The sequence below is a fragment of the Bifidobacterium scaligerum genome, assembly GCF_002802865.1.
Taxonomy (GTDB): Bacteria; Actinomycetota; Actinomycetes; order Actinomycetales; family Bifidobacteriaceae; genus Bifidobacterium; species Bifidobacterium scaligerum.
In genome coordinates this window covers 613,179-626,504 of record NZ_PGLQ01000001.1, presented here as the reverse complement: position 1 = coordinate 626,504, position 13,326 = coordinate 613,179, and the positions used below count along the sequence as shown (strand labels likewise).

Here is a 13,326-nt window from a genome sequence, read left to right as displayed (position 1 = left end):
GAAAAGGTGATGACCAGCGACTCGTTCCTGTCAAGGGAGATCAGGAAAGCACCGCTCGTGGAGCATGATGGGGCGCTTGTGGCGGATATCTCACACATTCCCAATGATCTCAAGATCACCATCCAAGGCGCTCGCGAACATAATCTCAAAAACGTGGATTTGGCGATTCCGCGCAATCGCATGGTGGTGTTCACCGGCCTGTCCGGCTCAGGTAAATCATCACTCGCGTTTGACACCCTGTTTGCCGAGGGCCAGCGCCGGTACGTCGAGTCGTTGTCCGCATATGCCCGTCAGTTCCTAGGGCAGATGGATAAGCCGGATGTTGACTTTATTGAAGGACTGAGCCCGGCCGTTTCCATCGATCAGAAGACCACGAACCGTAATCCGCGTTCCACGGTTGGCACCATCACTGAAATCTACGATTATCTGCGACTTTTGTTCGCGCGCACCGGTGTACCGCATTGTCCTGAATGCGGTGAGCCGGTGGCGTCGCAGACCCCGCAGCAGATCGTGGACGCATTACTGGACTACCCGGAACGTACGCGATTCCAGATTCTGGCCCCTGTGGTCAAAGGGCGCAAAGGCGAGTTCGTGGACATGCTCGAATTGTTGCGTTCCGACGGATATGCCCGTGCCCTTATCGACGGTGAGATGAAGCAGCTGTCCGACGATATCAAACTCGCCAAGCAGAAGAAACACACCATCGAGGTGGTGGTGGATCGTCTTGTGGTCAAGGACGGTATTCGGCAGCGTCTCACCGATTCGGTGGAGACTGCATTGAAGCTTGCAAATGGTAGCATCGTCATCGATTTCGTGGACGAGGAGGAAGACAGCCCGGCTCGTCGTCAACCGTTCTCCGAACACCGCAGCTGTCCCAACGGTCATACGTTGGAGCTTGATGAAATCGAACCACGTACGTTCTCCTTCAATGCGCCCTACGGCGCCTGTCCGGCATGCACCGGCTTGGGCTTCAAGCTGGAAATCGACCCCGACCTCATCATTTCCGACCCGGACAAGTCTTTGGCTGAAGGCGTCATCGAGCCATGGAGCGGCACCAAGATGACGTCCCAGTATTATGGTCATATTCTCGAAGGACTCGCCCGCGAGATGGGCTTCTCCATGAAGACTCCATGGAAGGATCTGCCGGACGATGTCAAGCATGACATCCTATACGGCCATGACTTCAAGGTGGACGTGTCCTACCGCAATCGTTGGGGACGATTGCGCGAATACTCCACCGGTTTCGAAGGCGTGGTACGCACGCTGATGCGTCGTCATGATGAAACCGATTCGCAGTCTATGCGCGAATATTACGAGTCCTACATGCGCGAGGTGCCTTGTCAGGTATGCCACGGACGAAGGCTCAAATCCGAGGTTTTGGCGGTCACCGTGGATGGCAAGTCCATCTTCGACGTGTGTGACATGCCGGTAGTCCGCGAACTGGAATGGGTCAATGAATTGAAGCTCGAAGGCGCGGCGCAGATGATTGCCGGGGAAGTGCTCAAAGAGATCAAAGCACGTCTCGGCTTCCTCAACGATGTCGGCTTGGATTACCTGACTCTGTCTCGTGCTGCCGCCACGCTCTCTGGCGGTGAAGCACAGCGCATCCGTCTTGCCACGCAGATCGGTTCCGGTCTGGTCGGTGTCATGTACGTGTTGGACGAGCCGTCCATTGGCCTGCACCAGCGCGACAATGAACGTCTCATCGAGACATTGCATCATTTGCGTGACCTCGGCAACACGCTCATCGTGGTCGAACATGACGAGGACACGATACGTCAAGCCGATTGGGTGGTGGACATTGGTCCCGGTGCCGGCGAACATGGTGGCGAGGTCATCTATTCAGGCCCAGCCAAGCATCTCATCGAGGCAAAGCGTTCCATCACCGGCGATTACATCGCTCACCGGCGTGAGATCGCCGTGCCTGCCCATCGGCGCAAGGTACATAAGACCAAGGTGCTCAAGGTGGTCGGCGCGCGTGAGAACAATCTCAAGAATATTGACGTGAGCTTCCCCCTTGGGGTCCTCACTGTGGTCACCGGTGTTTCCGGCTCCGGCAAATCCTCGCTGGTGAATACGATTCTCTACCCGGTGCTTGCGGACAAGCTCAACGGCGCACGCATCGTGCCCGGCAAGCACACGCGTGTGGAAGGCGTCGATCAGGTGCGCAAAGTGATCCATGTGGATCAGAACCCCATCGGTCGCACACCACGATCCAACCCCGCCACCTACACCGGTGTCTGGGATAAGATTCGCGCACTGTTCGCCAAGACCCCCGAAGCGCAGGTGCGTGGCTATGGGCCGGGACGCTTTAGCTTCAACGTGAAAGGCGGTCGCTGCGAGGCCTGTCATGGTGACGGTACGCTCAAGATCGAGATGAACTTCCTGCCGGACGTGTATGTGGACTGCGAGGTCTGCCACGGCAAACGGTATAACCGTGAGACGTTAGAAGTCACCTACAACGGCAAAACCGTCGCTGACATCCTTGACATGCCTATCGAAGAGGCCGCTGATTTCTTCAAGGCGTACACCGGCATTTCCCGGTATCTCAAGACCTTGGTAGATGTGGGCCTCGGTTATATCCGGCTCGGGCAGCCCGCCCCCACGCTTTCGGGAGGTGAATCGCAGCGAGTGAAGCTCGCCACCGAGCTGCAGCGCAGGTCTGATGGCAAAACCGTGTACATCCTCGATGAGCCGACCACAGGCCTTCACTTCGAGGATGTGAACAAGCTGCTGAAGGTGCTGCAATCCTTGGTGGACAAAGGGAATACCGTTATCGTCATCGAGCATAATCTCGATGTGATCAAGGAAGCGGATTGGTTGATCGACCTAGGTCCGGAAGGCGGTGACGGAGGCGGCACCATCGTCACTCAGGGCACCCCGGAACAGGTCTCTGAATGCGAGGACTCCTGGACCGGAAAGTTCCTGAAGACGATGCTCTAACCCTTCGATCTGAGTTGACCTTGGGAGTGGAAGACATGCGTTGTGCGACACACTCAAGGCCGTTCGGCCAAGCCTACGGTCTTGCAACGCATGTCTTCCCCTCCCAATCCGTCCCGCAAAACGGTGTGAGATGAAAAGGAAGGATTGTGACGAACGATATTGAACGGCATAGTCCGGATGAGTGGCGCAAGACCGCCATGGCTCTGATGGACGGCGTCACAGCGAATTATGGCGGGCCGGACGATGCGGCAGCTGGGGGAGTGCAGGCTCGGGTCAATGTGAACGGGGCCCCGTTGCTGGGCGACTCCCGTGACCTGTTCCGACCGAAGACCTCCGATATTCCCGCCAAGCCGGGTGTCTATAAATGGCGTGACGGTGAAGGGCGCGTCATTTATGTCGGCAAGGCCAAGAACCTGCGCAACAGGCTCACCAATTATTTTCAACCGTTGTATTTACTGCATCCGCGTACGCAGACCATGGTACTTACGGCGCGTAGCTTGGAATGGACCGTTGTGGCCACTGAGCTGGAATCACTGACTCTGGAGTACACGTGGATCAAGGAATTCGATCCTCGATTCAACGTGCAGTTCCGTGATGATAAAACCTATCCGTATCTAGCCGTAAGCACAGGAGAGCGTATTCCACGGGTCTGGGTGACCCGATCACGCAAGCGCCGTGATACCCGGTATTTTGGTCCTTACGCCAAGGTCTGGGAGCTTAGACATAGCCTTGACCGCTTACTCCGTACCTTCCCGGTGCGCACCTGCACCACCAACGTGTTCCACAAAGCCCAACTCACCGGCCGTCCGTGTCTGTTGGCGTCCATAGGCAAATGCTCCGCGCCATGCATCGGGCGGATTGGAGCAGATGAACACCGTAGGTTGGCTGAACAGCTTGTAGGAGTTATGACCGGCCGGCTTGGCCGCTCGTATATAGCTCAACTTACCCGTGAGATGAAGGAGGCCAGCTCTGAACTTGAATTCGAGAAGGCCGCACGTTTGCGCGATCAGATTCAGATGCTTGAAACCGTGGTCCAGCAGAACGCGGTTGTCTTAGATCAGGATGTGGATGCAGACGTATTCGGGTTCGCTGGCGATGAGCTCGAAGCCTGTGTTCATGCCTTCTATGTGCGAGCCGGATCGATTCGTGGCGAGCGCAACTGGAGTGTGGAACGCGTCGAAGATATCGAGGACGGCGACCTTATGGCCGATTTCATCGTTCAGGTGTATTCGGAGTATGCGAATGCGACTGGAGCTGATGATTTGGCGCAAGGTGCGCAAGGCGAGGGGACTACGATCTCCGCTAGGCGAGAAGCCATCGGATCCACTCAGACCGTTACCGCGACCGACGCGCTGTCGCGTGCCAAGGCCACCCGAGAGCGCAACACTCGTCAGGAAGTGACAGGCCGTGCCGATTTACTCGCTCCGATAGCTCCCATACCGCGTGAGATCATTGTCCCCATCGAGCCATCGCGCAGCCGAGAACTTGAGCATTGGCTGACCGGGCTGCGTGGGGGAGCGGTAACGATTCGAGTGGCTGCACGAGGGGACAAAAAACAGCTTATGGATCGTGCCAACGACAATGCGAAGCAGGCTTTGGCGCGGGCAAAAATGAGTCGTATCTCAGACATGGGAGCCCGTACTCAGGCCATGAATGATGTGGCCAAGGCTTTGGGCTTGTCTGAAGCGCCATTACGCATTGAGTGCTACGACATTTCAAATACCGTAGACGGTTCATTCCAAGTAGCTTCAATGGTGGTGTTTGAAGATGCGATAGCCAAGAAATCCGAGTATCGCCGGTTTGCCATCCGAGGTAATGACGGCAAGGGCGCGGTGGATGATCTGTCCGCTCTTTACGAGACTCTGACCCGGCGTTTTCGCCATGGCAATATCGCTGGTGATTCAGGCGAGAGCATTGACGCCGAGGAGCGGGCTGCTCAAGCCGCTACGGCTCAGGCATCATTCCGAGATGCTGAGGCACCGTCGCAGGGTGCATCCGAGCATTCGGAAGCAACTTCGGATGACGTAGACATGCTCGTCCAGCAAAACACCAACCGGAGGCATTTCGCTTACAAGCCGAATCTCGTAGTGGTTGACGGTGGGCGACCACAGGTCATGGCGGCGGCCAAGGCGTTAAGCGATTGTGGTGTGGACGATGTGGCCGTTTGCGGTCTGGCCAAACGACTTGAAGAGGTATGGGTTCCGGACGATGACTATCCGATCATCCTCAAACGTCAATCTGAAGGTATGTATCTGTTGCAACGCGTGCGTGACGAATCCCATCGTTTCGCCATCACCTACCATCGCCAGCAGCGGCGCAAAGGCGCTCTGCGCAGCGCGCTGGACGATATTCCCGGCATCGGCGAAAGTTACCAGAAGCGTCTACTCGCACACTTCGGATCCGTAAAGGCCATGCGAGAAGCTAGTGTGGAGGATTTCGAAGCGGTCAGAGGCATCGGCCATGCCAAGGCCGAGACGCTGTACAACGCTTTGCATGTGGAGACCCGACAAGAGGAATGATTCCGTGACGGTGTGCGGACGGTTAAATGTACCAGCGCAAGTTCGGAAGTCGACTAGCATGGGAAGAGTTAAGAAGGAGAGGATATGGCCAATCATCATTGCGCGGTGCTCGGCAAGCCCATCGCACATTCGCTTTCCCCCGTACTGCATAATGCCGCCTATCAAGCGCTCGGTCTCGCAGAATGGCATTATGACAAGCATGAAGTAGGAGAAGACGATCTCGATGCTTTCCTGAAAGGACTCGACCCTTCGTGGGCTGGTCTGAGCCTCACCATGCCGTTGAAGAAAACCATCCAACCGTATGGTATCCCCTCGAATCTATGGGCAAAAGAGCTTCACATTGCCAACACCGCAGTGTTTGATTGGTCAAAAGCAACTTATGATGATCAGGGATGGCCTCATGGCAAACCCGGTATTCGGCTGTACAACACGGATGTTGTTGGTATTCAACTGGCTTTTGACAATGCCAATCGTGAATTCGGCGAACACCATAAGCCAGACCGGAGTCTGAACGCACTGATTATTGGCAACGGCAATACCGCCACTTCAGCTGCGGCGGCCTGCGCGATGATGCCGGAAATCGGACATGTCACCGTAGCGGCACGGCATCCCGGGAAAAACCCTGGCTTGAATGATGTGGTCGACAAATTCATCAAAACCAACCATCCCTATGACGAAATCGGCTTAGATGATGTTGCAGCGCTTACAGCCGTTGCAGGCCAAGCTGAATACGCCATCAATACGATTCCTGGTCATGCTGCCGATGGTGTGGCTGAAATGCTGGTTGACGGCACGGCATCCGTGCATGGTTTGCTGCTGGACGTCGTATATGATCCACGTCCCACCAAACTCATGAAAGCGTGGAGAAACCGCGGTGGGCGCGCCATCGGAGGTGAGGAAATGCTGTTGTATCAGGCTTTGGTGCAGGTGTTGCTCATGACCGGTATTTGGGATACCGATCCGCCCAGCGACGCTGATCAGCGGTTGCAAGATACAACCACCGAAGACGATCATCTGGAGATAGCCATGCGCAAAGCTCTTGAGGAGGCTCTGTGATGAATGAATCTGCATCTGTGCGTACGGCGTCAACGTCGAGCGTGCCATCGATAGGGGAGACTCAGACGGAATCTCGGCATGCGGCTTCCATGCCGGTGAAGCAAACGTCTCCAGCAGCCGATTTTGAGGTGTTGCTTATCACCGGTATGTCTGGGGCCGGTCGTTCCCATGCCGCCGATTGTGTGGAAGATATGGGCTGGTATGTGGTGGATAATCTGCCGCCCCGGTTGCTCATCCCATTGGTCGATATGATGACTACCTCGGGAGCCAATGGAGGTGTCCATAAGCTCGCTGCGGTGATTGATGTGCGCTCCAGTTATTTCGATGATCTGGTGGCGGTGCTGAGCCATCTCGATGATCTCGGAGTGAAAACCCGCATACTGTTTCTTGATGCGAGTGACGATGTGCTGATCAAACGATATGAATCTGTTCGCAGGCCGCATCCGTTGCAGCATGGGAATCGTTTGATCGATGGCATTCTTGAGGAACGTCAGTTGCTGAACAATCTTAAAGAACGTGCCGATTGGGTTATTGATACCAGTAATTTGAGTATTCATCAGCTTTCCACAAAGCTTTATGATGCGATGCTCGGATCCGGTCCCGCTACCGTTTCCGTACACATATTCAGCTTCGGGTTCAAATACGGTATGCCCATTGATGCTGATTTCGTAGCTGATGTGCGGTTCCTGCCCAATCCGTTCTGGGTGCCTGAATTGCGGGAGCTGAATGGGCTGGACAAGCCGGTGTCGGATTATGTGCTTTCCAGCAAGGGTGCCGTGGAATTCCTGGATGCCTATGAGAAGGCAATCGAAACGGCTCTGGAAGGGTACGCCCAGGAAGACAAGCACTATGTGACTATTGCCATAGGTTGTACGGGTGGCCAGCATCGTTCGGTGGCTATGAGTGAGGAGCTGGCACGTCGACTCCGTCTGCATGGATTGAACGTTTCTGTTTCCGCAAGGGAACTGCATAAACGTCATTCGTTATAGCAATTGATTAGATTGCTCACAGTGCGAGAAAACAGAGCCCGAATTATATGTCAAACGGGTTTAGTTGTCCACGAGATTAGGTATCACAGTAAGCCGATGGCTTCCGACTGCAACAAAGCCGAGGCGCTTGATGCATTGAGAAGAACGGGACTGTAGGAGGTTGGATCTTGGCTCTTCTGGACGATGTCAAAAGCGAATTGGCCGCTTTTGAAGGCGATTCACCGGCGGCTATCAAAGCGCAAGCCGCTGCGATGATTCGTTTTGGCGGCGGATTGCGTCCCGTACAGAACGCTTATGTTATACAGGCTGTATTCACTTCGCTTGATGCGGCCGAGTGGTTGCGCAACACCTTGCGCAACGTATTCGGGCATGAGGCTGAGATCAATCATCTTACGCGACAGACGCAGAACGGCCCTGTAGAAACGTATGTGGTGCTCGTTACACGCAATGTAGTGGCTCTTGCTCTGCAGACCGGCTTGGTTGATCGCCGTAAGCAGCAGGTTCACGGCTTGCCGGCTGAAGTGGTCAATGGTTCCATCGCTCAGATCAAAGCGGCATGGCGTGGAGCCTTCATGGCGCGTGGATTCCTTTCTGATCCCGGTAAGGCGAGCTTCTTGGAGATTGCCTGCCCGTCCGAGGAAGCCGCCATGGCATTGTGCGGTGTGGCTCGCCGTCTTGGCATTCAGGCGAAACACCGCACATTGCGCAGCTCCGAGCGGGTTACGCTGAAGGACCCGGACGCCATTGAACGCATGCTCAAGCTGATGGGGGCTTCCCGTTCGGCTCGTGAGTGGACCGGCAAACGTTCCGATGGCGAAACTCGTGGCAAGGCGAATCGTCTGGCCAACTTCGACGACGCCAACATGCGTCGTTCCGCAAAGGCCGCTGCCGAGGCTAGCGAGAAGGTGCAGCACGCTTTTGAGGTATTGGGGGATAACATTCCTGACAACCTGCGTCAGGCTGGTCAGCTGCGCATCGATCATGTAGATAAGAGCCTTGAAGAGCTCGGCAAGATAGCCGAACCGCAAATCACCAAAGATGCAATCGCCGGTCGCATTCGCCGTCTGCTGCAGCTTGCGGAAAAGACCGAAAAGGCCCGTGCCGCCGAAGGTAAGTGAAACGTGCGCATGCGCCCATCTATTTAGGTAGGTGACCCATGCGCGCAAGGGGCATTGCATCGTGAACATCGCCGGATTCAGTCGTCAGGATTGAATCCGGTGTTTTGTTTGAGCGGGTGCATGGTTTTGTTCTCAAATGCCTGTAATATGCAAAGTGGCAAAACTGGCCACTTTGACGTGAAATCCGTCAAGGAAAGGATATTATGAAGACACTCAAGGATCTCGGAGATCTCAAGGGCAAGCGCGTTCTCGTCCGCGCTGATTTCAACGTCCCGCTGGACGGCACCACCATCACTGATGACGGTCGTATCAAGGCCGCCCTGCCGACCATCAAGGCCCTGCGCGAAGAAGGCGCCAAGGTCATTCTGATGGCTCACCTCGGCCGCCCGAAGGGCAAGGTCGTCCCTGAGCTGAGCCTGGCTCCGGTTGCCGCCCGCCTCGGCGAGCTGCTCGGCATCGAGGTTCCGTTGGCATCCGATACCTATGGCGAGGATGCTCAGGCCAAGGTTGCCGCCATGAACGACGGCGATGTGGTGCTGCTGCAGAACGTGCGCTTCAACCCGGAGGAGACCTCTAAGGACGCTGAGGTGCGTGCCGCTTACGCCAAGAAGATCGCCGCCCTCGGTGAGGCTTTCGTCTCCGATGGCTTCGGTGTGGTCCACCGTGCTCAGGGCTCCAACTACGATGTGGCCGCCGATCTGCCGGCTGCCGCAGGTCTGTTGGTCGAGAAGGAAGTCAAGGCCCTGTCCAAGGCCACCGAGAACCCGGAGCGTCCGTTCACCGTGGTGCTCGGCGGTTCCAAGGTCTCCGACAAGCTCGGCGTGATCGAGAACCTGCTCGACAAGGCCAACCGTCTGGTCATTGGCGGCGGTATGGTGTTCACCTTCCTCAAGGCCAAGGGCTACGAGGTCGGCACCTCCCTGCTCGAAGAGGATCAGCTCGACAAGGTCAAGGGCTATATCGAGACCGCTGAGAAGAACGGCGTTGAGCTCGTGCTGCCGACCGACATCGTCGTGAACCCCGGCTTCCCGGCCGGCGATACCCCGGTCGCTCCGGAGGTCGTCCCTGCCGATGCCATCCCGGCAGACAAGATGGGTCTGGACATTGGGCCTGATTCCCAGAAGCTGTTCCACGACAAGATCGTGGACTCCAAGACCGTGGTGTGGAACGGCCCGATGGGCGTGTTCGAGATTCCGGAGTTTGCTGCTGGCACTAAGGCTGTGGCTCAGGGTCTCGTCGACGCCACTGCGGCTGGTGCCTTCACCATCGTGGGCGGCGGCGACTCCGCTTCCGCAGTGCGCAACCTCGGTTTCCCGGAGGATGGCTTCTCTCACATCTCCACCGGTGGTGGCGCTTCCCTCGAATTCCTTGAGGGCAAGGAGCTCCCGGGTCTCAAGGTGCTTGAGTAGTTTGCATACAGCGGCTCCCCTTATCTGAAAGGATGCAGATCGCTGAATGGCCGAGGATAGTCCTGAATAGGTTTGGACTTTCCTCGGCCATCTATAGTGATGCCTTCCTTCAGAAGGGGAGTTTTGATGTTGAGAGGAGGGGCATATGACAGTCAAACGCATTCCATTGGTGGCCGGTAATTGGAAAATGAATTTCGATCATCTTGAGGCCACATATTTCGTGCAAAAGCTGGCATGGCTGTTACGTGACGCGCATTTTGATTTCAAACGTTGTGAGGTCGCGCTATTCCCTTCTTTCACTTCCTTGCGTAGCGTACAGGTGTTGGTCGAAGCGGATCGGTTACGCGTGACCTATGGCGCCCAGTCGGTATCCGTAACCACTCAAGGCGCGTTTACCGGAGATGTCTCGGCTGATATGATAGCCCACCTCGGATGCTCTTATGTGATCGTCGGGCACTCCGAGAGACGCAAATATCACCCGGAGGATGATGCCAATATCGTCGATCAAGTGCGTGCGGTGCTTGCTGCCGGGATGCAGCCGATTTTGTGCGTCGGAGAAAGCTTCGAAGAACGTCGGCAAGGAATTGAGCTTGACTTTGCCGTCGGTCAGGTGCGCGATGTTACCCGTGACCTCAGCGATGAGGAAACCTCGAAACTCATCGTGGCATATGAGCCGGTATGGGCTATCGGTACAGGAATGGTTGCCACTCCTCAGTCTGCGCAGGAGGCATCCTGTGCCATTCGAGAGGATCTGCGAGAAACCTTCGGCGCTGATGTCGCCGATGCCGTTCGTATTCTGTATGGCGGGTCAGTAACCTCCAAGAACGCGTCGGAGCTTATTTCCCAGCCCGATGTGGATGGATTCCTTATCGGAGGGGCTGCTCTGGACGTTGATGAATTGGCGAAAATCGCTCGTCTGGTATTGAAATCCACACAAGGGCGATAACAATACGACGTTTCTCCCACGTATGCGCTAAGCTAATACATTGGTTTTATTGATTCGGAGGTACCCTGTGACCGCTCTTAAGATTGCGCTGCAAATCATCGTAGTGCTGCTCAGCTTCATCCTGACGTTGCTCATCCTTATGCATAAGGGCAAGGGCGGTGGCCTTTCCGATATGTTCGGTGGCGGTCTTACCCAGAATGCCGGCACCTCTGGCGTCGCGGAAAAGAACCTGAATCGTTGGACCGTCATCATCGCCCTGCTGTGGGTGGCCTTGATTATTGGTCTGGATATGATGACCAAATTCAATATTGGCTGATTTCTGTGCAGTCAATACCTAGAGGCTTTATCAAGCTGCGGCCCGCAACTGTTGCTTTCGGTTGCGGGCCGCAGCTTTTTTGACGTCATGGTGCTTGCCGGCCGTCAAGCACCATGCTGGCCGGTACTATTGTGTCAGGCTGAAGCAGTGTTCAGGAAGGAGCATGAGATGGTTACTATGAACAGGAACCGTGTCGTTATCGTCGGCACAGGGCAGGTGGGAGCCACCGCGGCATTCGGCATTGTTACACATGGATTGTGCAATGAATTAGTGCTCATTGATCATTTCGATGCAAAGGCGCTGGGAGAGGCTCATGATTTGGATGATGGCAGTGAGTTCCAGGATCGCCATGTGAAGGTACGCACTGGTGATTATTCGGATTGCAAGGATGCAGACATCGTGGTCATCACCGTGGGCCGCAAGCCACCGGCCAATTCCACACGACTTGCCGAACTTGGCTTTACAGTCGGCTTGGTCGGAGAAGTGGTGGACAACGTTATGGCTTCCGGATTCAATGGTGTCATTGTTATGGTGTCCAACCCGGTGGACGTGATGGCATGGTACGCATGGAAAAGGTCCGGCCTTCCTCGTACGCAGGTACTCGGCACCGGCACCGCGCTTGATACTTCACGGCTTAAAACCATTATTGGAGAGGAAACAGGCTTGGATCCACGCAACGTGGGTGGCTTCGTCATGGGCGAGCACGGCGATTCGCAATTCGCCGCATGGTCCACCGTCTCGCTTGGGGGCAAACCATTCGCCCGATTCCTTGCGGATAATCAGGATCGTTTCGCCTCGGTATCCACCGCTGAAATTGAGGCCAAGACGAGAATGCGCGGCAACGAGATCGTTGTGGCCAAGGGAGGGACCAACTTTGGCATCGCTTCTACCGTAGCCGGAATCGTACAGACCATCTTGTGGGATGAACGGCGTATCGTACCTGTCTCCACATTGCTCGATGGCGAATATGGCGAGCATGATGTATTCCTGGGAGTGCCCACTGAACTGCGCGCCAACGGTGCCAATGAGATCGTGGAGCTTGAACTCACTGAAGAAGAACATTCCAAGCTCCATCATTCTGCAGAACTCGTTCGTTCATATTGCCAAGGACTGTTGTAATGACGATTCATGATGATATTCGGACAGACACCATGCATAATCCAGTCCGCAATACTTCTCGTGAGCCCGATCCCTTGGCTAATACGCTACCGCCACTGATTGTCGCTGATCTTGATGGCACACTGCTTCATGACGCCGAAGTATTCGAGGATCGTGACATCAGCGAGCGTAGCATCCGCGCTATTGAGCGTGCGCATGACGCGGGCTCTCGATTCGTCATTGCCACTGCACGTCCGGTCAGTACAGGATTGAGATTCGCCGAGCAACTGCCGGTCGATGCCGTGATCTATCTGAATGGCGCACTCATTGATTTTGATCCGGCACATTCCAACTTCGACACGCTCACCTCTGGAGCGGTTCCAAATGACGGTAGCCTGATTAAAATCGGGTTTCCCTCACGCCGTGCGTGTGAAGTCTGTCTTGATTTGTTGAGTGCCATTCCGGAGCTGAGAATCGGCATCGTAATGGACGACGTGCGATACACCAATTTTGACATTAGCGTTTATTGGAAAACACAGACTTTTCGATACACCGACTTTCATGATGTACCTGATGGCGTAGCTGATAAGATTACGATTTTCCCTGAACCTGATCAATGGGATTTGTTGCACCCGCTCATACCGGACGATTTTGAGATTTCGGTGAGCGAAGGCGTTATGTGGATGCTTATGAATCCCGAAGCCAACAAGCAGCATGCCATGCGATTTGTCTGTGATCGATTCGATATACCTGCCGAACAGACAGTCGCATTTGGCGATGATCTCATCGACATAACGATGATGCAGACGGCCGGTAGGGGAATAGCCGTATCCAACGCCAATCCGGCGGTACTCGCCATCGCCGACGAAGTCTGTCCGCCTAATAACGAAGACGGCGTGGCCCAATGGATCGAATCCCGACTACAGTAGGAA

10 protein-coding genes are annotated in these 13,326 nt (G+C 55.3%); all 10 read left to right on the top strand.

The window, feature by feature from the left end:
• Positions 1 to 9: 9 nt before the first annotated feature.
• The 10 genes from uvrA to CUU80_RS02690 all read left to right on the top strand — a co-directional run bounded on the left by uvrA (position 10) and on the right by CUU80_RS02690 (position 13,323).
• Positions 10 to 2,943: an excinuclease ABC subunit UvrA gene (uvrA, locus tag CUU80_RS02735; RefSeq protein ID WP_100495826.1), complete on the top strand. Its 2,934-nt coding sequence runs from the start codon at positions 10 to 12 to the stop codon at positions 2,941 to 2,943.
• A 146-nt stretch (positions 2,944 to 3,089) separates the two neighbouring features.
• Positions 3,090 to 5,462, top strand: a complete 2,373-nt coding sequence (gene uvrC / locus CUU80_RS02730; protein WP_100495825.1) for an excinuclease ABC subunit UvrC — start codon at positions 3,090 to 3,092, stop codon at positions 5,460 to 5,462.
• 84 nt (positions 5,463 to 5,546) lie between these two features.
• The gene (locus tag CUU80_RS02725) at positions 5,547 to 6,518 is read left to right on the top strand and encodes a shikimate dehydrogenase family protein (protein ID WP_100495824.1); all 972 of its coding nucleotides are present in this window, start codon (positions 5,547 to 5,549) and stop codon (positions 6,516 to 6,518) included.
• 89 nt (positions 6,519 to 6,607) lie between these two features.
• Complete coding sequence (gene rapZ, locus CUU80_RS02720; RefSeq protein ID WP_100495953.1) at positions 6,608 to 7,507, top strand: RNase adapter RapZ; 900 nt, start codon at positions 6,608 to 6,610, stop codon at positions 7,505 to 7,507.
• 167 nt (positions 7,508 to 7,674) lie between these two features.
• A complete protein-coding gene (gene whiA / locus CUU80_RS02715) occupies positions 7,675 to 8,625 on the top strand; it encodes a DNA-binding protein WhiA (RefSeq protein WP_100495823.1) in 951 nt (316 codons plus the stop codon).
• 203 nt (positions 8,626 to 8,828) lie between these two features.
• On the top strand, positions 8,829 to 10,034 hold the full coding sequence (locus CUU80_RS02710) for a phosphoglycerate kinase (RefSeq protein WP_100495822.1): 1,206 nt from the start codon (positions 8,829 to 8,831) through the stop codon (positions 10,032 to 10,034).
• A gap of 145 nt (positions 10,035 to 10,179) precedes the next feature.
• Positions 10,180 to 10,980, top strand: coding sequence for a triose-phosphate isomerase (gene tpiA, locus CUU80_RS02705; RefSeq protein WP_100495821.1), 801 nt, complete (start codon positions 10,180 to 10,182; stop codon positions 10,978 to 10,980).
• 67 nt (positions 10,981 to 11,047) lie between these two features.
• A complete protein-coding gene (gene secG / locus CUU80_RS02700) occupies positions 11,048 to 11,296 on the top strand; it encodes a preprotein translocase subunit SecG (RefSeq protein ID WP_100495820.1) in 249 nt (82 codons plus the stop codon).
• 168 nt (positions 11,297 to 11,464) lie between these two features.
• Complete coding sequence (locus tag CUU80_RS02695) at positions 11,465 to 12,415, top strand: L-lactate dehydrogenase (protein ID WP_100495819.1); 951 nt, start codon at positions 11,465 to 11,467, stop codon at positions 12,413 to 12,415.
• Positions 12,416 to 12,447: 32 nt separating this feature from the next.
• Positions 12,448 to 13,323: an HAD family hydrolase gene (locus CUU80_RS02690; protein WP_100495952.1), complete on the top strand. Its 876-nt coding sequence runs from the start codon at positions 12,448 to 12,450 to the stop codon at positions 13,321 to 13,323.
• Positions 13,324 to 13,326: the final 3 nt, after the last annotated feature.